Source organism: Methanobrevibacter sp. (assembly GCA_022775905.1).
Classification (GTDB): Archaea; Methanobacteriota; Methanobacteria; order Methanobacteriales; family Methanobacteriaceae; genus Methanocatella.
This window is the reverse complement of record JALFJX010000021.1, coordinates 62,916-87,230: the sequence shown is the minus strand read 5'-3', so window position 1 is coordinate 87,230 and position 24,315 is coordinate 62,916. Positions and strand designations below refer to the sequence as shown.

At 28.9% G+C, this 24,315-nt stretch carries 21 protein-coding genes and 1 pseudogene; 1 reads left to right on the top strand and 21 read right to left on the bottom strand.

Going from position 1 to position 24,315, the window contains the following annotated elements; all coding sequences use genetic code 11:
* Positions 1-4: 4 nt before the first annotated feature.
* The 19 genes and pseudogenes from cfbC to MR875_05965 all read right to left on the bottom strand — a co-directional run bounded on the left by cfbC (position 5) and on the right by MR875_05965 (position 21,534).
* Positions 5-799 carry a Ni-sirohydrochlorin a,c-diamide reductive cyclase ATP-dependent reductase subunit gene (gene cfbC, locus MR875_06055; protein MCI6994395.1) on the bottom strand — a complete coding sequence of 265 codons (795 nt, stop codon included), beginning with the start codon at positions 797-799 and terminating at the stop codon, positions 5-7.
* Entirely contained in the window at positions 792-2,039 is a 1,248-nt protein-coding gene (locus tag MR875_06050) for a U32 family peptidase (GenBank protein ID MCI6994394.1), read from the bottom strand. The genes cfbC and MR875_06050 overlap by 8 nt, the downstream gene beginning before the upstream one ends.
* 5 nt (positions 2,040-2,044) lie before the next feature.
* Positions 2,045-3,466 (bottom strand): amidophosphoribosyltransferase, encoded by a 1,422-nt coding sequence (purF, locus tag MR875_06045; GenBank protein ID MCI6994393.1) that lies wholly within the window; start codon positions 3,464-3,466, stop codon positions 2,045-2,047.
* A gap of 67 nt (positions 3,467-3,533) precedes the next feature.
* Positions 3,534-4,427 (bottom strand): hypothetical protein, encoded by an 894-nt coding sequence (locus MR875_06040; GenBank protein ID MCI6994392.1) that lies wholly within the window; start codon positions 4,425-4,427, stop codon positions 3,534-3,536.
* 9 nt (positions 4,428-4,436) lie between these two features.
* A complete protein-coding gene (gene galE, locus MR875_06035; protein MCI6994391.1) occupies positions 4,437-5,405 on the bottom strand; it encodes a UDP-glucose 4-epimerase GalE in 969 nt (322 codons plus the stop codon).
* Between the two features lie 9 nt (positions 5,406-5,414).
* The gene (locus MR875_06030; GenBank protein MCI6994390.1) at positions 5,415-6,596 is read right to left on the bottom strand and encodes an NAD(P)/FAD-dependent oxidoreductase; all 1,182 of its coding nucleotides are present in this window, start codon (positions 6,594-6,596) and stop codon (positions 5,415-5,417) included.
* A gap of 4 nt (positions 6,597-6,600) precedes the next feature.
* The gene (locus tag MR875_06025) at positions 6,601-6,768 is read right to left on the bottom strand and encodes a 4Fe-4S binding protein (GenBank protein MCI6994389.1); all 168 of its coding nucleotides are present in this window, start codon (positions 6,766-6,768) and stop codon (positions 6,601-6,603) included.
* Positions 6,769-6,933: 165 nt separating this feature from the next.
* The gene (locus tag MR875_06020; GenBank protein ID MCI6994388.1) at positions 6,934-7,344 is read right to left on the bottom strand and encodes an ATP-binding protein; all 411 of its coding nucleotides are present in this window, start codon (positions 7,342-7,344) and stop codon (positions 6,934-6,936) included.
* Positions 7,345-7,348: 4 nt separating this feature from the next.
* The gene (locus MR875_06015; protein MCI6994387.1) at positions 7,349-9,028 is read right to left on the bottom strand and encodes a GH3 auxin-responsive promoter family protein; all 1,680 of its coding nucleotides are present in this window, start codon (positions 9,026-9,028) and stop codon (positions 7,349-7,351) included.
* 4 nt (positions 9,029-9,032) lie between these two features.
* Positions 9,033-10,805, bottom strand: coding sequence for an ABC transporter ATP-binding protein/permease (locus tag MR875_06010; GenBank protein MCI6994386.1), 1,773 nt, complete (start codon positions 10,803-10,805; stop codon positions 9,033-9,035).
* A 5-nt stretch (positions 10,806-10,810) separates the two neighbouring features.
* Positions 10,811-12,433: an ABC transporter ATP-binding protein/permease gene (locus tag MR875_06005; protein MCI6994385.1), complete on the bottom strand. Its 1,623-nt coding sequence runs from the start codon at positions 12,431-12,433 to the stop codon at positions 10,811-10,813.
* 114 nt (positions 12,434-12,547) lie between these two features.
* Complete coding sequence (locus tag MR875_06000; protein MCI6994384.1) at positions 12,548-13,480, bottom strand: hypothetical protein; 933 nt, start codon at positions 13,478-13,480, stop codon at positions 12,548-12,550.
* A 10-nt stretch (positions 13,481-13,490) separates the two neighbouring features.
* Positions 13,491-15,197 (bottom strand): GH3 auxin-responsive promoter family protein, encoded by a 1,707-nt coding sequence (locus tag MR875_05995; protein ID MCI6994383.1) that lies wholly within the window; start codon positions 15,195-15,197, stop codon positions 13,491-13,493.
* A 7-nt stretch (positions 15,198-15,204) separates the two neighbouring features.
* Positions 15,205-15,501: an STAS domain-containing protein gene (locus MR875_05990; GenBank protein MCI6994382.1), complete on the bottom strand. Its 297-nt coding sequence runs from the start codon at positions 15,499-15,501 to the stop codon at positions 15,205-15,207.
* Complete coding sequence (locus MR875_05985) at positions 15,488-17,434, bottom strand: PP2C family protein-serine/threonine phosphatase (protein ID MCI6994381.1); 1,947 nt, start codon at positions 17,432-17,434, stop codon at positions 15,488-15,490. The genes MR875_05990 and MR875_05985 overlap by 14 nt, the downstream gene beginning before the upstream one ends.
* Positions 17,435-17,442: 8 nt before the next feature.
* Complete coding sequence (locus tag MR875_05980; GenBank protein MCI6994380.1) at positions 17,443-18,012, bottom strand: DUF4013 domain-containing protein; 570 nt, start codon at positions 18,010-18,012, stop codon at positions 17,443-17,445.
* A gap of 320 nt (positions 18,013-18,332) precedes the next feature.
* Positions 18,333-19,236 (bottom strand): annotated as a pseudogene (locus MR875_05975) (CapA family protein).
* A 166-nt stretch (positions 19,237-19,402) separates the two neighbouring features.
* Complete coding sequence (locus tag MR875_05970) at positions 19,403-19,828, bottom strand: universal stress protein (GenBank protein MCI6994379.1); 426 nt, start codon at positions 19,826-19,828, stop codon at positions 19,403-19,405.
* A gap of 2 nt (positions 19,829-19,830) precedes the next feature.
* On the bottom strand, positions 19,831-21,534 hold the full coding sequence (locus MR875_05965; protein MCI6994378.1) for an ATP-binding cassette domain-containing protein: 1,704 nt from the start codon (positions 21,532-21,534) through the stop codon (positions 19,831-19,833).
* 87 nt (positions 21,535-21,621) lie between these two features.
* Here MR875_05965 and MR875_05960 point away from each other — a divergent pair, with 87 nt between their 5' ends.
* Positions 21,622-21,918, top strand: a complete 297-nt coding sequence (locus MR875_05960) for a hypothetical protein (protein MCI6994377.1) — start codon at positions 21,622-21,624, stop codon at positions 21,916-21,918.
* Here MR875_05960 and MR875_05955 read toward each other — a convergent pair.
* Together MR875_05955 and uvrC are read right to left on the bottom strand one after the other, a co-directional pair.
* Entirely contained in the window at positions 21,915-22,454 is a 540-nt protein-coding gene (locus MR875_05955; protein MCI6994376.1) for a zinc ribbon domain-containing protein, read from the bottom strand. The two genes, MR875_05960 and MR875_05955, sit on opposite strands and share 4 nt — an antisense overlap.
* A 102-nt stretch (positions 22,455-22,556) precedes the next feature.
* Positions 22,557-24,308, bottom strand: a complete 1,752-nt coding sequence (uvrC, locus tag MR875_05950; GenBank protein ID MCI6994375.1) for an excinuclease ABC subunit UvrC — start codon at positions 24,306-24,308, stop codon at positions 22,557-22,559.
* Positions 24,309-24,315: the final 7 nt, after the last annotated feature.

Genomic DNA, 24,315 nt, shown 5'->3' with positions numbered 1-24,315 from the left:
TTATCTACAAGTATGACTTGAAGAATGCTTCAAATTCTTCATCATTCATAGGCTCTGGAATTGATGTATTTTCATTAGACATAATACTTGAAGCAAGGTCTCTGTATTCTTGTGCTTCCTGACTTTCAGGATATTTTTCTATAACGGTTTTTGCATCTAATTCAGCATCTTGAATTAAATTACTTCTATGGATAGTACCAATAACATGTGTGCCTATCTTTTTAGCAAAGTCGTTGACAATTTGTTCTTCATTTTCGACATTCCTACAGTTACAGACAATACCACTAAGATTACCTTTAAGTTTTTTAACACCTTTTACAATATTATTTGCAGCATATAATGCCATATATTCACCAGAAGTTACAATTAAAACTTCATCTGCGTATTTTTCACGAAGAGGGACTGAAAAACCACCGCAAACAACATCCCCAAGCACATCATATACAACAACATCAAGGTCTTCATCAAAAATTCCCAAGTTTTCAAGGCGTTTCATAGCAACAATAACTCCACGTCCAGCACAACCTACACCAGGTTCCGGACCTCCACTTTCAACACACAAAATATCTTTGAAACCTTGAAAAACCAAGTCATCCCTTTCAGGTTTTCTATTATTCTTTAAAGTTTGAACAACTGTTGGAATTCTTGAACCATGTAATGTACGTGTTGTGTCTGCTTTTGGATCACAACCAATAACAAGACAATTTAAGTCATCATTACCCCATACAGCAGATAAATTAGCTACAGTAGTGCTTTTTCCAATTCCACCTTTTCCATAAATAGCTATTTTTTTAATCATCAACATTCCTCTCAACTAATTTATAAACAAAGTCATTTTCTCTAACTTTTGTCGGAATAGCAATTGCTACATTAGAACCTTTTTTAACATTCGCAACAGATTTTCCACCAATTTGCATAGAATCAATAGTATGGGTGATTGAACCAGTAGTTTGGCCTTGAATGATAATCTTATCTCCAACTTTCAAATCATCCCAAATTCTAAGTTCTGCTGCTTTAACTTTATTATAATAATTTACAACTTGACCAATGTCCTTTTTAATATATTTTGATTGATTATCTTCACTAGTCTCAAATGGTGTATTGAAATAGAAATTAGTGTCAAAACCACGATTAAAAACACTTCCAAGTTCTTCCATCCATTCATCTTTAACCGTATAATTCAATGGATCATCAACATAACTGTCAATAGCCTGCCTATATATTCCTGTAACCATCGCACCATAATCCGGAGCACGTGCTCTTCCTTCAAGCTTGAATGACGCAACACCACTTTTCATAAGTTCAGGAATGTATTCAATCATACACATGTCCTTTGGTGAAAAAAAGTTTGTCCTATAACTTCCATCATCACTAGGAGCAATAATAAATGACTCATCATCAACATCTGAGAAATTTACAACTTTATCATCACCATCTTCATAGGTTAATGTCCAGTTTTTACGGCATGGCTGCAAACAGTCTCCGCAGTTAGCACTCCTACCATAAAGACCATAACTTAAAAAACAGCGTCCAGAAATTGCCATGCAAATAGCACCATGGACAAATATTTCTGTTTCGATTGGAGATTTTTTAGTTAATCCAATAATTTCTCGAAGTGAAAGCTCACGAGAAAGAATTGCTCTTTTCGCACCTAATTTTTTAAGTGTTTTAAGCATATAAGAATTAGTAATATTCTGCTGGACACTAATATGAGCTTCAAGACCTGCAGATACAGTATTTTCAATTAATCCAATATCGGATAAAATAAGTCCATCTATTTCAGATGAAGAAATAGCTTCAAGATTATTATCTAACCTACAAGCCAATCTTTCATTTAAAATAGTGTTTGTACATAAATAAGTTTTAGCCCCATACTCTTTAGCTATTATAGATACTTCTTTAAGGTCATCCAATGAGAAATTTTTTGCATTGGCCCTCATATTATAATCATCAAGGCCAAAGTAAACTGCATCAGCACCATTTTCTAAAACAGCACGAAGTGAAATGAAATTTCCTGCTGGAGCTAATAATTCAACCATAATATCTAAGGTTTATAGTAAGTTTCAGCTTCAAGACCTTCTGGAATTTCAGTAGGATACTCTTCATTCAAACAACCTAAACATAAGTTTTCTTTAGGCATTCCAATAGCTTCAACCAATGCTTCAAGAGTAATATAACCTAATGTATCAATTTCAAGTTGGTCTTGGATTTCTTCAATAGTATTATTAGCTGCAATTAATTCTTTTTTAGTTGCCATAGCTACACCATAGAAACAAGGAGAAATAACTGGTGGGCAACCTACTAAAAAGTGAATTTCAGCCGGTTCTGATTCTTTTACCAAATCTAATAATTTTTTAGAGGTTGTTCCTCTTACAATACTATCATCAATTAAGACAATTTTTTTGCCCTTAATAGCTTCTTTAATAGGATTTAATTTAAGTCTAACTGCTAACTCACGCTCTTCTTGAGTCGGCATAATAAATGTTCTTCCAACATACCTGTTTTTAATTAATCCTTCACCATATTGAATTCCAGAAGCTCTAGAATAACCAATAGCTGCAGGAATAGATGAATCAGGTACTGGAATTACAACATCAGCATCAATAGGGTACAATTCATATAATTTACGACCAATATTCATTCTGGTTTCATAAACATTAATACCATCAATGGTACTGTCAGGTCTTGCAAAGTATACATATTCAAACATACAGTGAGAAAACTTGCAATCTTCTGCAATTTTCAACATATGAGAGTTGATTTCATCGTTTTTAAAGAATACAACTTCACCAGGCTTGATATCCCTAACATATTTTGCATTAATTACATCAAATGCAACAGTTTCAGAAGCAAGGATAAAGTCATCTCCTCTTTTTGCAACTGCAAGTGGTTTGATTCCCATAGGATCACGTACACCATATAATTCACCATTTACCAAAATGGTTAATGCATAAGAACCTACGAGTTTTTGAGAAACAGCTTCGATTGAATCAATAATACTTTTATTGTTATCATGATGTTCTTTTTTAAGCATGTAACAGATAACTTCAGAATCAGTGCCTGATTTGAATTCATATCCTTCTTCGATTAATTCATTTCTTAACTCAGAAGAGTTTACAATATCCCCATTATGAGCCATAGCAATAAATCCATCATCAAAATCAGTTACAAAAGGTTGTGAATTTTCAAGTTTTGATTCACCTGTAGTTGAGTATCTTACATGCCCAATAGCCATGTTTCCTTTAAGATTTTGAATTTCATAATCTTTGAAAACATCAGTTATTAAACCCATACCACAATAGTAATTCAATCCTTTTTCTGGATTATAAGTAGCAATTCCTGCTGATTCCTGACCTCTGTGCTGTAAAGCATACAAACAATAATAAACAAAAGATGCAACATTCCTAGTTTCATCATTACAATGAATACCAACAATACCACACTTATCTTCTATCTCTCCTTGCATTTATGAACTCCCTATAAAATAATAGTATATTTATAATTATAGTTTAACTAGTATAAAAAATAATTGTTTAATCCCAGAAATTTTCAAAAGTGTTGGAAATATCATAATCTTCTTTGTCTTCTGATATATCCACATCTTCTGTAACGCTGGATTCTTTTTTCAAATCATCTGCATTATCATCCACAAAAATCAATGCAGTCCTAATAATTTTTAACCATTCAATCGCTTTTTCTTTTGATTCAGCAGCAATAAAACCTTGACCTACAAGAACATTATCCGGTTTGAATTTATCAGTAGCAATGACAATTCTCTCACTATCAGATAATTCTTGTCTAAATGTTTCCTGCCATAAATTCTCTAAACTAAATATTTCAAGAATTTCTTTAGAATAAATATCTTCATAACGTGATTTGAATGCATTAAAATCAGATTTTACCTCTTTAATGTCTTCCATTAATTCATTATTCTCTTGAGATAAAACTTCATTTTCTTTAAGAACTTGGTTATAATCATCTAGCAAATTATTATAATTATGAGTTACTTTCATTAGTTTATTTTCTAATGTATGGATATTAATTAAATTTAAAGAATAAGACAATGTTGATTTTATTATTGAATTTAAAATCTCCTTTTCAGCTAATTTAAAGTCAATTGATTCATCTTCAACAATAATGTTATTATAATCAAATAATCCAATATGATTAAAATCAGTTTTTAATTCATTAAAAAGAATATTGTAAGTTTCATCATTACCATATCCGCCGATTAAAAGAATATCCGCACCACTAGCGACTTTCTTTACAATATTTACTTCTACGGTAGGAATAATTGATGAAACAATAATATTATAATCTCGCTCAAGATTGATATTGTTAACAGCTTTAGAAACTAACTGTGCAATATCCAAACCTGATACGATAATACGAACATCTATTTTTGATTCATGACTTCCATTTTCCATGAACATTACCTAAATCACATTAATTTTTTTATGCCATGCCCAAGCAGACTCAACAATTTGCTCTAAATTGTATTGTGGAGTCCATCCTAGTTTTTCTTTAATTTTTGTTGAATCAGCAATTAATATATCAGGATCACCTTCACGGCGCTCATCGATTTTAACTTCAAAGTCAACACCAGTGACCTTTTTACACATATCAATTACTTCACGAACTGAATATCCTTGACCATTTCCAAGATTGAAAATGTTTGATTCCTTTTCATTACATAAATATTCATATGCTTTGATATGGGCATCAGCCAAGTCATTTACATGAATATAATCACGAATACATGTTCCATCAGGAGTATTATAATCATCACCAAAAATAGAGATACTTTCACGATTTCCAATAGCCGCATCCAATACTAATGGAATTAAGTGAGTTTCAGGGTCATGGAATTCCCCAATCTCACAATCGAAATCATCCCCTGCTGCATTAAAGTATCTTAAAGATACAAAATTAAAATCACCTTTTTCAGCTTCTCTTTCAAGAGCCTTTTCTGTGATAAATTTGGAGTGTCCATAAGGATTAATTGGTTTTAAATCCTGATCTTCAGTAATTGGAACCTTTTCAGGATTTCCATATACTGCAGCAGTGGAAGATAAAATAAATTTATCCACTCCAAATTCCCTCATTATTTGTAAAAGATTTAAAGTATTTTTATAATTGTTTTTAAAATATTTTTGAGGCATTTCAACAGATTCTGCTACTGATGAAAATGCAGCAAAGTGAATAACACCATCTATATCGTATTTTTCAAAAACTTCCCTTAAGTTTTTACTTCCAAAGTCATAATTCTCAAAATTACCCCATTTAACAAAGTTTTCATAACCCTTGCATAAGTTATCAACTACAACAGTTTCATAACCTGCATTGTGTAATGCTTTATTTGTATGGGAACCAATATAACCTGCTCCACCAGTAATCAAAATCATTCTATGCACCTATACAAATTTACCTAATTTGAGTAACGCTTTAGGAGATAATTTGATTAATTTTTTAACAATTTCAGTGGTTGAAATTTTATCAAAGGTTTCTCCTTCAAATGCATGAGCAATTTCGTTTAATTCTTCATCAGATAAGGTGAGTAAGTATTCTTGTACTTTTTTATATCTTTTAATTTCATGGTCTAATTCAGCATGTGCCATTTCATCATATTTTTTCAAGAATTTTCTAGAACAGTTTTCTTCATTAATAGCTTGAGCAGCTACTTTACCAGCACACATTCCACCAGTCATACCGCTGATAATTCCTCCACCAGTTAATGGATTTACTTGTCCAGCAGCATCTCCACAGACTAAAATATTATCATCATAGAGTTTTTTGGTCATTCCAGCAACAGGATCTCCACCAACATTTATTTCAACAGCTTGAGCATTTTTTAAGTAAGGAGATTTTGCAACAAAATCATCTAAATATTCAATAGCAGTTTTTTCAGCCATATGAGGTAAGATTGCTAAACCAACATTTGCAATGTCATCTCCTTTAGGGAAAATCCATACATATCCCCCAGGTGCACATGAACCTAAGTAAAACTCAATTACTCCAGGTTTTTCAAATTCTACATTACACATTTCATATTGTACACCAGATTCCATTTCTTTAGCTTTTGCAGCTGGTCTTAAACCTGCCCATCTTGCAACATGACCTTCAGGACCATCAGCTGCGATTAATATTTTACATTTAAAAACTTCTTCTTTACCCATGGATTCAGTGAATACTAAGTAACCATTTTCAATTTTTTCAATTCCAGTTACTAAAGTTTTGATTCTAATTTCAGCACCTGCTCTTGCAGCATCCATTGCCATGTGTTTATCGAATACTTTTCTTTCTAAAATGTAACCTGCTTCAGGTAATTTTACTTCGTCTTTTGTTAACCAGGTATCAGTTCCATCAGGAGTTTGAATTCTTACACCTTGGATTTCTTGAGTAACCCAACGAGGAGAAGGTTCAATACCTAATTTTTCAAGTCCTTGAATTGAAACACCTTCAGCACATCTTTTTGGTGCACCAATTTCAGATTTTTTATCCATTAAAATAACTTTTGCTCCACCTAATGCAGCATGTTTTGCTGCACTTGATCCCGCAGGTCCAGAACCTACTACAATTACATCAGTTTCAATCATATAATCAGTCCTCTTTTTCTAATGCATCTATTGGACATGCTTTAATACATGTATCACAATCTTTACAGTCATCATCATTAAATACTAATGAATATTCTCTTACTTGGATTAAATTTCTTGGGCAAACCCCAGCACACTCACCACAAAATGAGCACCAATCTTTAACTATCATAAAAATTCTCCTTAAGTCTAAAATTTATATTATGTATAATATATTTTTTATTATATAAAATGTTTAGTGAAAAAATAATTATTCAGATATAATTAAAGTTTATCTAAAATAAAAAAAAGTAATTTTCCCCTTAAGGGAAAAGTTAATATTCTTTAAAAGGAATCACTAATTTAAAATTTTATGAATAGTTAAAATGTTTTTATTGTCAACTCTTTCATACTCTATTACATCAACATTCTTTTTAATGAGAAGAATACCTAACCCACCAATTTCACGTTCATCAGAACTTAATGTAGTATCAGGTGTAGCTTGTTCTAGAGGATTGAAATATTCACCTTCATCAATTAATTTTATTATAATTTCTAATTGATGGTTTGAAATTATGTCAACTAAAAATTCAACTATTCCTTTATCATTATATGCATAATTGCTGATATTAGTAAAAATTTCTTCTAATACTAATTTAAGTTTCATAACAGCTAATTCATCAGTATCATAATCTTCCAATAATCTATTTAATTCATTGAAGATATTCTCTAATTCACTAACATCCGCATCAAATACAAGTTTTTTCATATTATCAAAGTTCCCTAAGAGCATAGAAGAATTTTCTTTGAACTTCATTTACTATTATTCTAGGAGGTTTAAGCTGAACTACACTTACTCCTTTCATAGCCATAAGATCTCTGTAAAGCATAAATGTTTCTTTTTGTAATATTTCAAGTTTTGTTTCACCAAAAGTATTATTTTCAATTTTAGAACCAAATGAAGGATTTGCTTTACCAAGATTTTTTTCTAAATCGGCTCTGAGAGCCTCAACATCGATATCATCTATGTTATCTGGTTCTATTAAGAAATTATAATTCATTGGAACAGCTTCAGTATCTGCAAATACTGTAAAGTCAACACAGTCGAAGCCATATTTCTCTTCACATTGTTTTACTGATTCTCTTAAAGCTTCTTCAGTAGTTTTTTCTCCAGTTAAATTTACAGTCTGATTTAAACGATATTTGAATGTAATTTCAGGTAGAGTATTATGCATTCCAGTTACTCTTACAACATCCTTTATTTTATATCTATAAAATCCAGATAAATTTGTTAAAATTATTTCATAATCTTTTCCAACTTCTAGCTGATCAATTGTTAATAGATTATCATAACCCTCCTGTTCAACAGGTCTAAACTCAAAGAATATTGCATTTGGAATTAATACACTGTTTTTATTATTTAATTCCAATGGTGTTGAGAAAATTCCCTCTGAAGCTTGCAATCCTAAATATAATATTGGAGTTTCTTCATTAGCATATTTTTCTCTTATTTTTTCAACATATGTTTCAAATGTTGATGTTCCAATTCCTTCAAATGCCTGAATATCTGGCCATATTGATTTAACAAAAGTATTATCAATTGGTTTGGAGAATATTTCTTCTAATTCATCAGCTCTTTCAGGCATTGGAGTTAATTTTTCTTCTAAAATTTCTCTTGTTTCAGGAGATAAATTAATTGAAGAATTAATTGTTCCATTCCTAATATCTTCAATTAACATCTCATGATTATCCTCCATATATCTTAAAATTTCCAAGAAATAACTGAAATATGCAGAAATAACAATAGTTGTGTTTTTTTCACGAAGTGCATATAATGATTGAAGATAATGTGTATCTAAATCTCCTTGCGGAACAAGAACTTCTGCAGGGCTTGTTGATAAAATATCAAAATAATCTTTCATATTATCTGCTAATTTTGCAGTTAAAGCACCATATGTAGCTCCAGAAGGTACAGATGAAATATTATATTGTCCAATTATGAATATTTTTCCCTCTTTCCATTTATCTCCTAATTCTTCTGTGATTAAGTGTAATACAAAAGGTAGAGAATATAAGAAATTCAATTGTTGTGCTACTTCACTAATTGGTATTTTTTTAGGGTTTCCAAGTGTTCCTGAAGATTTATTATAATGTTTTACAGGATAAACTGTTAAAAGATTTTCTACACCTTGAAATACCATTGGAATTAAAAAATCAATATAATCATCATATTCAGATATTGGGACCTTTTCCTGATATTCTTTAATAGATTTAATATTTTTAAAGTCATATTTTATCCCATATGCAGTGTCTTTATTGTCATTTAATATTTTCATTAATAATTCTTCATTGGTTTTCTTTGCATCAAGACTAAATAGCTCTAATTGTTTATGAGCCTTTGAAGGAGCATCTAATAACTCCCCATATATCTTCTTTCTTATTTCACGTTCCATATTATCACTCACTTTTAATTGATCCACTTTTATACATCTCTGCATATAATCCATTTAATTCTAATAATTCTTTATGATTTCCAACTTCTTTTATATCCCCATTTTTCATGAAAATAATTTTATCTGCATTTTTAATTGTAAATAATCTATGAGCTATTATAAATGTTGTTCTACCTTTCATCATTTCTTCCATAGCTTTTGTAACTAATAGTTCTGTTCTTGTATCCATTTGACTTGTAGCTTCATCCAAAATCAATATTTTAGGATCAGATATTATTGTACGAGCTAAAACTAACAATTGTTTTTCACCAACACTTAAATTAGTATTTTCTTCACTGATGATAGTGTCATAACCATCAGGTAAAAGATTTATAAATTTATCACAACCTACTAACTCAGCAGCTTTATGAATATCTTCAATTGTTGGATTTTCCATTCCATATCCAATATTTTCAGCTATTGTTCCTTCGAAAACCCAACTGTCTTGGAGAACCATTCCAAAACTTTTCCTAAAATCATCTCTCTTAATTTTATAAATATTTTTACCATCTAAATATATAACTCCATCATTTATATCATAGAATCTCATTAATAAATTAACGATTGTGGTTTTTCCAGCTCCTGATGGTCCTACAATAGCATTTGTTGTACCTGATTTTGCAATAAAATTAACATCATTCATTAATATTTTATCTTCAGTATATCCAAATTTAACATTTTTAAATTCAATCTCACCTTTAACATCCTTTTCAAGGAGATGTTCACTATTTTCAAAGTCTTTTTCTTCTTCTGCATTTAAAACATCTAAAATATTCTCTAAACTACTAAGTCCAGATTGTAGTATGTTAAGATTATTTCCAATAGTTGTTAATGGCTCAGTCAACATTTGCCCATATAAAATAAATGCTAAAAATGTTCCGATTGTAAGACTTCCAGAGATTATAAAGTATCCTCCGAAAACACAAATACCAATATATCCTATATTTGTTAAAATAGTGTTAATAGGTATAATAAATCCTGAATAAAACCTAGATTTAAAGAAAGATTCAAATATTTGATGATTAATTTTATCAAATTTATCTAATGATTTTTCTTCCATATTATAGGATTTTACAATCAGATGATTATTGAAATTATCTCCAATTACTCCATTCAATTTACCAACAAGCATCTGTTGTTTTTTAAATTGTACTTTTGTTTTATTACTTATGAAATTGAGAATACCAAAGGATAATGGAATTAATATAAGATAAATAATACTTAATTCAACATTTAAAATTAACATCATTACAATAACAAGAACTATGATAATAAATTGAACAAAGATAGTAACTAATGTACTACTTATCATTGATTCAACACTACTCATATCATTTGTTAATCTAGCTATGATATCCCCACTTGGAGTTGAGTCAATGTAATTTATAGGAACATTATGCATTTTTTCATGTAACTCATATCTTAATTTTAAAGATACCCTACTGCTTATAAAAATCATCATACGGTCAGAAACCATCTTTAATAAATTTCCAACAACATAAAGGACTAATAATGATATAAGGAGAGTTATTATTATATTTTCATTAAATACATTTGTAGTTGCAAATTTTGAAAATTCATCAGTTATTTTCCCAGCAACATTTGGAGCATATGCTAAACAAAAAGTTCCAATAACCATTAATGCAATGGCTAAAATAAATTTATTTTTATCTTTCCCAATTAATTGGTAAATAGTTTTAAGTAATCCTTTATAAGAATTTTTATCATTTTTAACCATTTCAATTACTCCTTATTCATATATGCTTGAGATTCATAAATCTCTTTATAAATTTCACATTTTTCTAACAATTCTTCATGGGTTCCTTGACATACAATACGTCCAGCATCAAATACTAAAATGTTATCTGCATCAATAATAGTACTTATTTTTTGAGCAACCATAAACACAGTCTTATCTTTGAGTAATTCCTTTATATTCTCCCTTACAATTTTTTCAGTTTTCATATCCAAAGCACTGAATGTATCATCGAAAATATAAATGTCTGAATCTTTGGCAATTGTTCTTGCAAGACTTAATCTTTGTCTTTGACCACCTGAAATGTTAGTACCATTTTCTTCTATAATACTATCAATTCCAGAAGGAAGACTTTTAAATGCATCTGTGAAAAGTGTTATTTCACATGCTCTTTCAATATCTTCTCTTGTAATAGAATCATCACTCATTCTAATATTTTCAATTACAGTGTCATTGAATACCATTGATTTTTGACTTCCAAAACTTATTTTTGAATGTAATTCTTTTAAATCAATGTCTTTTATATTGACACCATCAATTAATATTTCACCAAAGGTAGGATCATACATTCTATTTAATAAATACATTACAGTACTTTTTCCAGATCCAGTAGCTCCAATTAGAGCTGTTGTTGTTCCTTTAGGTGCTTTAAAATTGATATCAGCTATTACGTCCTTTGCTCCTGAATAACCGAAAATAACATTATTAAATTCAACACCTTTAAATGAATCTTCTTTATATTCCTGTTTAATTGGATTATTAAGTAATGTTGGTTCATATTCAAAAACTTCTTCTATCCTATTTGATGCAACAATAGCTTTAGGCATTATTTTTACAATAAATGGAATTAATGCTAAGCTACTTAAGAAATATGTGATATATTGGAAGAATAATAATAAATCTGCAACATTAACCATATTATACTGTAATTGAATTCCTCCAACATAATAAATTATAACAACAGCTACATTCATTAACAATACAGCCATTGGAGCAACATAATATAGTTTTAATGAAGATTCAATATTTAATTCATAAGAATCATCATTTGCCTTTTCAAATTTATTCCTTTCATAATCTTCTTTTCCAAATGCTCTAATACTTCTTACACCGTAAACTTTCTCACGTAGCAATAAATTTAATCTATCAACACTTACTTGAAGTTTGTTAAAAAAGATAATACTCTTATTACCTTTAATAAACATAAATAAAATTGTTATTATAAAGAATACAATTAAAATTGCAGCTAATGTTCTATTAATTAAAACAGTTTCTATAATGACTCCCACAATAACAAATGGAATTAATAAACAGCTTCTAAGAAGATTTAATATGAATAACTGGATTACATTTATATCTCCAGTAGCCCTATTCATCAAAGATGCACTTTCAAATTTATTAAAATCATATAATGATAAATCTGTTACTTTCCTAAACATTTTACTTCTTAAATCAAATGAAACTTTTCCAGTGATATATGAAGTTATATATGATACCAAAGTAACCATTATCATTGATCCAAGAGTATAAATCAACATTAATATTCCACTATTATAAATTACTTCAAAGTTGTTGACTTTTACACCATTATCAAGAATTACCTTAGACATGTTGATTATTTCAATTTGGAAATAAACTTGAAGCAATACGAATATTAATGTTAGGAGAACATGCTTCCAGTATTTTTTCAGTGCTCTTATTACTAATTTTTTCAGAAAATCACCTTATTTTAATAATTTTTGTGGTAATTCTTTAAATATTCTTATTGTTTCTTCATCATTTTCTGCTATTGCTTTAAGTAATTTACTAAATCCTGGGAAAGTATTTACTTCACAAAGATAAAATTCTTCATCATTTTCACCAAATAAGTAATCAATACTTCCATATGGTAAATTAATAGCTTCAGCAACTCTAAATGATAAATCTAATAATTCCTCAGAAGGTTCATAATCTTCAATTCTTCCGTTAACATGAGTATTTGATCTAAAATCATCTCCTCCACTGCTTCTAACAAAAGAATAAATTAATTCATTATTTGCAATAGCTATTCTTAAATCTCTACCTTTACTTGTCATTATAGCTTCTTGAGCTATGTATTGATTATTATTTTCTGCTGCAAAGAGCATTGTTAAAATTGTTTCAAGCTCTTTTTTATCCTTTGCTAAAGTAACTCCTTTTCCTTGAAGACCATCCATTATTTTAACAACACAAGGAAGACCAATATAATCCACAATCATTTCAGGAGTGGTAAATTGATTTATAAGCATTGTTTTTGGAATTTTAATTTCTGGAATAGCTTCTTTTATTAATTGTAAACTGTATAATTTATCTTTAGCAATTTGAGTTGTTTGAACACTATTTATGTATTTACATCCTTTAGTTTCAAACATTCTTTTGGCTGCTTGTAAATTATAATCATCACGATGGGATAAAGCAATACTAATTGCAAAGTCTGGTAAATCCCTTAATTCTCCATCATAATAAAATTTACCCTCCTCTTCATTATCCAAAGTTACAGTAATTTTTTCATAATCTAATATATCTAAATCCAAATTTAAACTATTTATCAAGTTTAAAGCAAGTTGAATATCTTCAGGAGGATTTTCTGATTCAATTAATCTTTTATATAGTTTATCTGCAAGTATTACTCCTTTCATTTTTTCACCTTTACAAAATATATTCTTTATCTGGTTTTTCAGTAATTATAAGAGGTAATTTTATTTGTGATTTTGGAACGTTTCCTTTTGATTTCATTGCATATAATGATTCTATCCATCCATTTTTCATTAAAATTACCTTTAACGGAGTCATTAACCCCATTCTATTATATAATTCATATAATTCAAAGCTTTCAATTAATATTTCATTTAACTTACTAGCTAATTCATTAGCATTAATTTGAGTTTCTTTTTCAAGTTCAATATAAATCTCATAATTTTTTTCATCATGATTTTCAAAAATTTGAACTTGTTTAAAACTTAAATTTAATCCATCTTTTATTTTATTTACAACTTCAATAGCTGGAATTTTTTCTTGAGATATATTCAATATTTCTCCAGATTTTGTTTTAAAGATTAAATTAGGTGTTGTTCCAGTAAAACCTATAATTTCTATAATATCATGAAGCTCATATCGATATAAACCACCATATGTAGTAATTATCAATTCATACTCTTTATTTAACTCAACTTTATCTGCAGTCAATATTTGACCATTCTCAAGGTCTTTAAATTCATAAAATCCTCCAAATATAGATAATATGCCTTCAGGAGTATCTGGTTTTGTAGGAATTGTAAATTTACCTTCACTAGCTCCATAACCCACATCAAAGAAAATAGTTTTTTCATCAAGATATTTTCTTGAAGTTTCTGAATTAGGACCTACTGATCCACCTAACCAAAATTTAGTTAACATAACATATGGCCAATAATTTTTTGGAATAAATTGATCTTTTCCTTTTTTCAATAATTCTTCTAAAAAATTAGCTCTTTTAGGGAATGCTTCCATTTGGCTTTCATAATACTTCCTATCTTCATCTGAAAGATTTAATCTTTTAGTTATAGTACCATTTCTTAAATCATTAATTAATTCTTCTGCATGATCCATTGCATATTCCACTTTAATATTAAAGTTAGATGCATTATTAGTTGTTATATAGAGAATATCCTCAAATCTTAGTGAAAAAAGCATTACAAGATAATTATTCGCTTCATCATCATTTTTAGTCATTAATCGTGGAGGATATGATATTCCTTTAGTAAATGCTGATTTTTCAAAAGACATTCCGGATGCAAAACCGATTGGAATTCCAGCAGATGTTTCATAATTATCAGTTTTACTTGAAAATGTTAAATAATGCATATTCTGAACAATATTTGATAATTCAGGAACATTAACATCTTTTGGATTTAATCCTTTACTTATCAAATACTTATTCAATTGAGAATTTGGATCTGCTTTACTCATTAACAAAGTTTTTAAAAGATAATAATTTCTTAATTTGTAAACAGTATTTTTGATATTTTTTGAATCTTCATTTTCAGGTATTAATTTTGATTTCCCAGAACTTGTCCCTGAAGTCATTATGAAATATTCTATATCTTGAGCAAATAATTGATTATTCTCTCCTAATTTAAGTTTTTCAATATATTCTTCATAATCAGAATATTGAGATAGGGGAATGTTTTTTTGGAAATCCTCTACTGATTTGATATTTTTAAAATCATGTTTCATTCCAAACTCTGTATTTTCATTGCTTTTAAGTATATCTTCTAAAACGGTATTTTGAGTTTCACTACAATTATGACAATATCCTAACCAAGCTTTTTCTATTTCAGTTAGTTTTAATTTATCCAATTCTTCATATATTGTCATATTACACCTAATTTATGTTCATGATGTCTATAAATCCTGTAGCTTCAAAAACTTCCATCACAAACTCATTTACATTATTTATTTCCATTTCCCCTTGAGTATTCATGATTTTTTGACTAGATAATAAAACTCTTAATCCAGAACTACTTATATAAAGTAATTCTTCAAAATCATAAACTAATTTCTCAACACCTTCAATATTATTCTGAATGAATTCTTCTAATTGATGGGATGTGTTTGTATCTAATTTCCCAACTAATTTAATACTTAATTCATTTCCATTTTTATTATCAATTATTTCCATTTTCATCTTCTCCAATTTTATATTCAAATATCATCATGGTTATATCATCAAATTGCTCTTGTGATCCTTTGAATTTATCTAATTCACCATTCAGATAATCAATAAACTCAATTGAATTTAAGTTATTGTTATTTATAAGTTCTATTAATCTGTCTTCATTAAATAGTTCTTCTTTATCATTATGTGCTTCAGTAACTCCATCAGTATACAAATATATTTGGAAATCATTACATTTTAAAGAAACACAATGTTCTTTATATTGTATATTTTCCATAGCTCCTAAAACAAGCCCATGTTTAGAATCCAACCATTCAAATGTTTCTCCATTTTTGATTAAAGGAGCATTATGACCTGCATTAACAAATTTAAGTTCATTTTTTCTTAAATTTATAACACCTGCCCATGCTGTTACAAACATTGATTGAACATTATTTTCACAGAGCCTATTATTAACAGATTTCATTGTTTCTGCTAAAGAAGCACCACTTAGTAATTGAGTTTTAATTAGTTCTTTTGCAATTACAGCAAAAAGTGCTGCAGGGATTCCTTTTCCAGATGCATCTCCAATTACAATACATATGTTTTCAGAATCAATCTCAAAAAAGTCATAAAAATCTCCACCTACTTCACGAGCAGGTTTCATTGAGGCATTAATTGAGTACTTTTTATCTTTCGGGAAATTAGTAGGTAATTTGGACTCCTGAATATCCTTTGCAAGTGTTAATTCTGTAGATATCCTTTCTTTTTCAGAGGTAACATTCTCCAAATCAGACATCATTTTTACAATTGAATTTCCCAATATCCCAATTTCATCATACTTCTCAAAATAATCTTGATATCTTTCCATTAAACTTTCTTTATTTACTTCTTTACTATCTTTTGAATTAATATATTCTCTAGTAAATTTTGAAAATAATGATAAAGGATTAGTTATGTTTTCTTCAACATATTTAAGAGCAATTAATCCTGGAACAAAGAATGCTAACCATCCTATAAACAGATATAACAATATTGAAATAGTGAATCCTAAACTATTTTCAATCATAATGCTGCTTTCTCCAGTTTTAAGTGCAATCAAAATAGCTAATGATGTAAATAATAAAGAGATTCCAATGATAAAACCTAAGAATATCAATATTAATTTCTCAATAATTGGTTTATAAATTGATTTTTCTTTAATAACTGGATATTTAACAGGTTTTGTTGTATAGAATAATATTAAGATACATATTGAAATAATAAATAGTAAATTAATATACTTATTACTTTCACCCACAGCAATCATGATAAAGAATACTACAATCAATATTATTCCAATTAATAAAGCTAAGTTATACCATTTATCTTTAATTTTAGGATTTTTATTTACTGAAGGTATTGTTAAATCGATATTTTTCAAATTAGATATTATAATACCAATTACTCCTGTGAAAAATCCAAATACAAATGCATTTAGGAAATAATTCAATGTAGTTAATGAAAATAAACTAACATTCTGTGAATCATGTAATAACATTATAATTAATACTGTATATAGTATAGTGGATACTAATATTACGCCACAGAATTTTGCTAAATGAAAGATAGTCCCTAACTGAGGAGCAGTTAATTTTCCATTTTTAGAAAAATTATACCATAATTTATAAGGTAAATATGCATATAAAAAATCTACAAAAAAACATATGAAAGTTTCTAAAGGAGGATGTCCTCCTGCTAAGTCAGTTAATAAATTTGCAAACGATACACCTAATGCTCCCCATCCACCAAATAATAATCCTAAGATAGGGTATAATCCAATATGAGCTTCAATATGTAATGGACTATAATATCCAATATAATACTTTAGGATATATAATTGAGTGAATATTAAAAAAGAGATTATAATTTTTTTATAATTATTTTTAATATTTTTATAAAAATTATTTAAATTCATATTTTTACCTAAATTGAGTATTCATTTCCAATGCTTTTGAATAAAAACATAGCTATATAAGGCACTAATATATAACTTGAAATTATTAATCCTACATAACTAATATAATAGACTTTATCACATACAATGCCCACAATAATCATCAAAATGAACATTATTAGCACCCATAAAGTAAAATGGATTATTCCTATATTTTTTAAGTCTTCAATTATCTTTTTTATATTAACACTTTCCAATAGATTATTAGTGTGAGATAATCTAGCTAATGCAATTACTGTAAAATAAATAAAAAGTAATACTATAAAAAGGTTAATTAAAAGGACTATAAATGAATAATCATTAAACATCACTGATAAATTAATAGTTAATCCATTAACACCTACTTCAAGTATATCAAAATAATATTCCCCAGTTCCAGTAATATAAGTAATTAATAAGAATAATATTAAAGGTATTGCAATGCCAAAGGAAGAAATTAAAAATCCTTTCACACCTATTCCAAATTTTTCCCACCATCCAAACTCAAATTCATTAGTAATTAGTCTGGTTTCCTGGATTATAGAAATCAAATCTCCCATTATTATAATCAATAAAATAATAGAATCTATAACACAAAAAATAGTTAGAATAGGATTATCTGAATTTAAAAAGACGCGAGTATTAATGTCTAAAATAATAAATAATGTTCCAAGTAGTATAAACTTTTTATAATTCCTAATTGGATACATCAATGATTCTTTAAAATTACTTTTCAAATCCATTTAATCACATTTTATCAGTATTTTATTAAAATATACATTAAGACACTATATGTGTTTTTATCATCCTAATAATATAAATATATCGTATTAAACTGAATAATTACGATTTAATAAAAGAAGAGTTTAGTTTTAGTTCATTAATCTGTTAGATTATATGATACTCTTCCAGTTCCATCATCCTCAATTATTAATTTATCACATGAAGGACTCAAACTCTCAAGTAATGATTTTCCATTATCTGGAGACATAAACTGAGGTAAATAATTTACAATACTAATTGGATGAACTGTGCATTCAACAGTTTCATTAACTAAATTTATTTCTACAAAATAAGCAACATGTGTATCTGGATTTTTTTGATCAAAAATAAAGTTTCCTAAACTGTAAAAAATCATTGACCCGTTGTAAAATTCCATTCCCTGAGGAACATGAGGATGTGAACCTAGAACAATGTCTGCTCCTGCATCAATTACTTCATGAGACATTTTTACCTGATTTTCATTTGGAGATGTACTATATTCATTTCCATAGTGGAAAAATACGATTATACAGTCTGAGTTTTCATGAGCTTCTTTAATGTCCTTACAAACACTAGAATTATATGCTAAGTAATCTGGTGAGTCACTGGTAGCAACTGGCATTACTTCATTACTGTATTCTGCAAAGTTTTCAGAATCCATGAAATTGAATATTGTAATATTACGACCATTAATCTCTTTTGTAACACCTTTATGTGCCTCATCTACATTATCACCCGCACCGATTGGTGTTATGTTATTTTTCTCAAGATTTGATTGTATCATGCATACCATCAATTCCATAGTCGAATGCATGATTATTTGCAAGTGAAGCTATAGTATTTGGATTATTTCGAGCTAAATAAACAAAACTAGGACTTGTTTTAAGAGGAACATCCCCTTTAACTGCATTTTCTGAAGTTGTAGCTGCATTCTCAAAATTAATTAAAAGTAAATCTGTTTTAGAAGTTACATTAGCTACATTTACAAAAGGATTTTCCCCACTTGAAAGTATTCCTTCCATATTACGTGCAAACATAACATCTCCTGTAACAGCTATTGATGCATTACCTTTGTGTTCATTAACAACGCTTTTACCACTATCAAAAGCCATTAATCCTGCTAAAAGATCCCATTATTCAAGATTTTACAAAATAATACCAATAATATAAAATATTAACATTCAGTAATTACTTAATTAATAATACAGGTACATCTGAGGTTCTCAAGAGTCTTTCTGAAACTGAACCTATTTGAGTATCTGAAACACAACTCTCATCAAAAGATACAAATCTGTTATTATTTGAACCATGTGCATGAATAACAACTAAATCAGCACGTGTTTGATCAACAATGAATTTCATATCTCTTAAAGGATCAGCAGTGATTAAATGTTCAGTTACTTCAATTCCAACACTATTAGCCTTTTTAGTAATTTTTGATAAAATTGAATTGCCTTCATCTTCTTCAGAATCATAGCTACTAAAAGAAAACTCTTCAAGAACATTAACTGCTGCAATTTTAGAGTTAAACTTTTGAGCTATTTCAATAGCAACATCTGCTGCTTGATATCCATAATCAGAACCATCTACAGGAACTGCAATAATATCGAACATATTTATTCTCCTTTTAAATAATCTGCATGACAAAAATCAATGAAATTATCAACAATCTTATCAATATCTTCACTATCATCAATAATTTTTCCATCATCCATGAATACTGCTCTGTTACTTAATTCTTTAATAAAGTCAGTATTGTGGGAAATCATTACAATTGTAATTCCATAATCTTTTGAAATTGTTTTAAGAGCATTTGTTACATCTCTTAATGTAACTGGGTCCAAATCTCCAAAAGGTTCATCCAAAAGTAAGAATTTTGGTCTTGAAACTAATATCAATGCAAGCATTACACGAACTTTTTGACCTCCAGATAATTCATATGATTTCCTATGCAAAATATCCATGTCTAAATCAAGACTTTCAAATATATCTTTAACTGCTTCTTTTGTTGCAGTTTCAGGGAATTTAGGGAATAAATCATCTAAAATATCAGAATCAAGACCAATTTTTTTCAATCTGTCTCTTGCTTCTATTTCAGGTAAATCAGTGAGTAAGTAAAATGAATCCAATAATTCTTCACTAAGTCCAATTTTTCTAGCTCTTTCCTGAGCTTCTTTAACAATATTTTGATTTTTATAACCTAATCTAGTGGCTAATTGATCTAAAACAGTTGCATAATGGCTTAAAGCAAATTCTTGGTGCATGAAACCTAATTTAGATCTGATTTTCATACGTCCCATACCTGGAATGTCAACATCATTCCATTCACCATCAACATTATACAATACTTCTCCTTCATCAGGGTCTTCAAGACCACCAATCATCCTTAAAAGGACAGTTTTACCTGCTCCACTAGGACCAATAATGCTTAAAATGTTTTCTTTTTGAACTGTGAAGTTTACATCTTCAATCTGTAAAACTTCCCCACCAGTAAGTAAGAAAAATCTTTTGAATACATCATTTACTTGAATAACATCATCATCTGTTGCAATATTATCTATATCAACAATATCATCCATATCTGCCATGAACTTCTCACAAATATCATTTGCAGACCCTTCATCAGCAATTTCACCATCTTCAAGTAAAATTACTCTATCTGCTAAGTATTTTTGAACATCAGGCAAGTGAGATACTACAATGACAGTGATATTCAATTCCTTGTTGATTTTTTTAACTGCATCCAATATCTCTTGTTTTGTTTTAGGGCATGCCATAGTTGCAGGTTCGTCAAGAAGTAAAGCTTTAGGCTGTTTAGCAAGTTGCCTTGCCATAATGAGTCTTTGTTTTTCACCACCACTTAACACAGATGCATAATGGTTTTGTTTATGGGTTAATGAAACAAGTTCTAAAAGTTCATCAGCTTCCTCACCGAATTCACTTTCTGCAACTTCAAAATTAGTATCTCCTTCGTCAAAATATCTTCTAGCATATAATTTCCTTAGAATATTTTCACGTACAGTATCCGGCCAGATACCAAAAGATCTTTGAAGATGTATTGCAGTTTCTTTTTTAAGATTATTATAAAAGAATTGGGATGATTCAGAGGTAACTTTTGCTTTTCCCACTTGAATACTTCCACTATCAATATGTTCAACACCTCTGAGTGCTCTTAATAAAGTAGTCTTACCTGAACCACTTTTACCCATAATACCTAAAATTTCACCTTCTTTAACATTAAAACTGACATCCTTAAGTGCAGTGATTATAGTTCCATCAGCTAATTCATAATCTTTGCTTACATTTTCAACTTTTATCATTATTTATTACCCCATTATATATCAATACAAATTTATATTAATGAAAGTATTTATATTTTATATTAATTAATTAAAAAAGTGATTAAAATGGCAAGTGAAAACAAAGTTCAAGAATATCAAAATATCTTAGAAGAAGAAAAACTCATGATTGAAACTCATTTTGCTAATATCGAAAGGATATTAAGGGAACCTGAAAAACTCGAAAAAGAAAAACTATTTGCATTAATGAATAACTACAACACCTTCAGTATCCAATATGACCAATTATGCAATGACCTTATTGAATTTATTAAAATATTCAAAGGCAAAGACCAAGAAATCAGACTATATAAAACTGAAGAATTAGTTAATCTATTAGAATCAAAACTTAATCAAATAGATTAATTATAATTAACAACCACACTACCAGTTACATTTGTAGTTGAGTTTTCAGCTACAACTTCACCATTTCTTAATAATTTTACGTGTAATTCCCCTTCACCGTAATCATATTTTTGTGCACTGATTGATATTTTATCCCATGCGGCGCAATCAAGTGTAAATGTTTTATCTCCATAACCATCTTCACTTACAAGATAATTAGGATCACCCATTTGAGCGCCCCAACTGCCTTCATATTCAATGACAGCTTTATATGGATAAGGAGCAGTTTTATGAACAGTACCGTTATCAGTGATAAGATTAAATGAATCTTCATGAGAAGGTTGTGTGTTGTTATAAACAAATGAGAATAACAATAGCGCAATGATAACTATTCCCAATACAATGACAATTTTTTTTGCTATGCCAATATTCCAACTGCTAGTTCTACGAGAATTATTGAATTTATTTCCCTTAGAATCAGTTAAACGATAAGCACAGTTATCACAATATACAGCAGTGGAAGAATTTTCATAACCACATCGTGGACATTTAACCATAATTAAAAAACCCTTTTATCATTTCTTATGAAAAGTTTATTAAACAACTTATATTTAAACTTAATTGAAATTTAGCCAATTTTCATAAAAATTAATATTAGATTAGTGATAATAATTATAGACATTTTCAGCCGTTTTTAAATTCATGCCGTTTATTTTAGCCAATTCCTCAATTGATGCCTTTTTAATATTATCCACACTACCAAATTCTTTTAAAAGGCTAATTTTTCTTTTTTTACCAATCCCCACGATATCATCAAGAGAAGAAGCTTGAATATTCTTACTACGGAGTTTTCTATGATAGGTTATTGCAAAACGATGCGATTCGTCACGAACTTGCTGAAGCAAATGCAATGCAGTATTATTTTTAGGAATAATAATAGGACGACTTGAATTTGGAATATATACTTCTTCAAATTCCTTTGCAAGACCAATAATAGGAATATGAGTAAGATTTAATTTTTCCAAAACACCACAAGCCATACCTAACTGTCCTTTACCTCCATCAATCACAATTAAGTCAGGTTCTGGATCTGAATCAATCATTTTTAATCTACGAGTCAATAATTCCTCCATCATTGCAAAATCGTTCGGACCGGGAGTTTCCATCCTAAAATGTTTATACATTTTTTTGTTAGGTTTTGCATCTTTAAATGATACTTTTGAACCAACAGCAAACTTACCTGAAATGTTACTAATATCATATCCCTCAATAACATGAGGCACTTTTTCAAGTTTAAGGTATTTTTTAAGCTCTATTAATGAATTTTCCATCTTCTTCTTTTGATGTTTGATAATTTCAGCATTCTTTTTAGCCATTTTAACAAGCCTTAATTTAACACCTTTTTGAGGAACTTTAATTTTAACTTTATTTCCTCTTAAATCACTTAACCAATCTTCAAGCAATTTTTTCTCATCAATATCTTCATCCAAAAGAATTTGTTTAGGAATGTGCCTATTATATCCATAATACTGCTGGATAAATGAAAACATGATTTCAGATGATGAATCATACTCTGAACTACTCATTAAAAAGTCATCACGGCCAACAATCTTACCATTCCTAATAGGCATTATAATAACTATAACCTCATTTTTATTTGGAGCCATGGCTATTACATCTTGGTCCAAATCATCATCAACCAAATCAACAAACTGTTTTTCCATTATCTCTTCAATAGAAGAAATTTGATCCCTTATTATAGCTGCTTTTTCAAACTCCTCATTGGATGCTGCTTCCATCATCTCTTTTTTAAGGTTTTTAACAATGGTTGAATATTTTCCTTGGAAAAACAGATCAATTTTGCTTATGATTTCAGCATAATCCTTTCTGGAAATTCTCCCATCACAAGGAGCATAACATAAATCAATTTGTGAGTTCAAACAAGGCCCATTCATATTTCGACAGGTCCTTATTTTAAATAATGATTTTAAAAATTTAACAGTTTGTTTGACTGAACCCACATCAGTAAATGGGCCGAAATAAATCCCATTTTTTGTTACATTTCTTGTAATAACTAATCTAGGAAATTCTTCATCAGTAATCTTAACATAAGGATATCTTTTATCATCCTTTAATTGAATATTATATCTTGGACGATGCTTTTTAATTAAAGTAGCTTCCAATATCAAAGCTTCTTTTTCTGAATTAGTTATAATATACTCTAAACTATCAAAATGACTCATTAAAATTTGAGTTTTGGGTCTATCAAGTTTTTCTCGAAAATAAGATTTTACCCTTTTTATGAGATTTTTTGCTTTACCAATATAAATAATGGTGTCAGTATTATCTCTCATAATATAGACACCAGGCTTATTTGGTAAATTGTCAGGAGATTTAACTTTAGTTGACATGAATTAA

Bases quoted from the DNA above. Each gene is read 5' to 3' on its own strand.
- cfbC (MCI6994395.1), bottom strand. From the start codon at position 799: ATGATTAAAAAAATAGCTATTTATGGAAAAGGTGGAATTGGAAAAAGC.
- MR875_06050 (MCI6994394.1), bottom strand. From the start codon at position 2,039: ATGGTTGAATTATTAGCTCCAGCAGGAAATTTCATTTCACTTCGTGCT.
- purF (MCI6994393.1), bottom strand. From the start codon at position 3,466: ATGCAAGGAGAGATAGAAGATAAGTGTGGTATTGTTGGTATTCATTGT.
- MR875_06040 (MCI6994392.1), bottom strand. From the start codon at position 4,427: ATGGAAAATGGAAGTCATGAATCAAAAATAGATGTTCGTATTATCGTA.
- galE (MCI6994391.1), bottom strand. From the start codon at position 5,405: ATGATTTTGATTACTGGTGGAGCAGGTTATATTGGTTCCCATACAAAT.
- MR875_06030 (MCI6994390.1), bottom strand. From the start codon at position 6,596: ATGATTGAAACTGATGTAATTGTAGTAGGTTCTGGACCTGCGGGATCA.
- MR875_06025 (MCI6994389.1), bottom strand. From the start codon at position 6,768: ATGATAGTTAAAGATTGGTGCTCATTTTGTGGTGAGTGTGCTGGGGTT.
- MR875_06020 (MCI6994388.1), bottom strand. From the start codon at position 7,344: ATGAAAAAACTTGTATTTGATGCGGATGTTAGTGAATTAGAGAATATC.
- MR875_06015 (MCI6994387.1), bottom strand. From the start codon at position 9,028: ATGGAACGTGAAATAAGAAAGAAGATATATGGGGAGTTATTAGATGCT.
- MR875_06010 (MCI6994386.1), bottom strand. From the start codon at position 10,805: ATGGTTAAAAATGATAAAAATTCTTATAAAGGATTACTTAAAACTATT.
- MR875_06005 (MCI6994385.1), bottom strand. From the start codon at position 12,433: ATGTCTAAGGTAATTCTTGATAATGGTGTAAAAGTCAACAACTTTGAA.
- MR875_06000 (MCI6994384.1), bottom strand. From the start codon at position 13,480: ATGAAAGGAGTAATACTTGCAGATAAACTATATAAAAGATTAATTGAA.
- MR875_05995 (MCI6994383.1), bottom strand. From the start codon at position 15,197: ATGACAATATATGAAGAATTGGATAAATTAAAACTAACTGAAATAGAA.
- MR875_05990 (MCI6994382.1), bottom strand. From the start codon at position 15,501: ATGGAAATAATTGATAATAAAAATGGAAATGAATTAAGTATTAAATTA.
- MR875_05985 (MCI6994381.1), bottom strand. From the start codon at position 17,434: ATGAATTTAAATAATTTTTATAAAAATATTAAAAATAATTATAAAAAA.
- MR875_05980 (MCI6994380.1), bottom strand. From the start codon at position 18,012: ATGGGAGATTTGATTTCTATAATCCAGGAAACCAGACTAATTACTAAT.
- MR875_05970 (MCI6994379.1), bottom strand. From the start codon at position 19,828: ATGTTCGATATTATTGCAGTTCCTGTAGATGGTTCTGATTATGGATAT.
- MR875_05965 (MCI6994378.1), bottom strand. From the start codon at position 21,534: ATGATAAAAGTTGAAAATGTAAGCAAAGATTATGAATTAGCTGATGGA.
- MR875_05960 (MCI6994377.1), top strand. From the start codon at position 21,622: ATGGCAAGTGAAAACAAAGTTCAAGAATATCAAAATATCTTAGAAGAA.
- MR875_05955 (MCI6994376.1), bottom strand. From the start codon at position 22,454: ATGGTTAAATGTCCACGATGTGGTTATGAAAATTCTTCCACTGCTGTA.
- uvrC (MCI6994375.1), bottom strand. From the start codon at position 24,308: ATGTCAACTAAAGTTAAATCTCCTGACAATTTACCAAATAAGCCTGGT.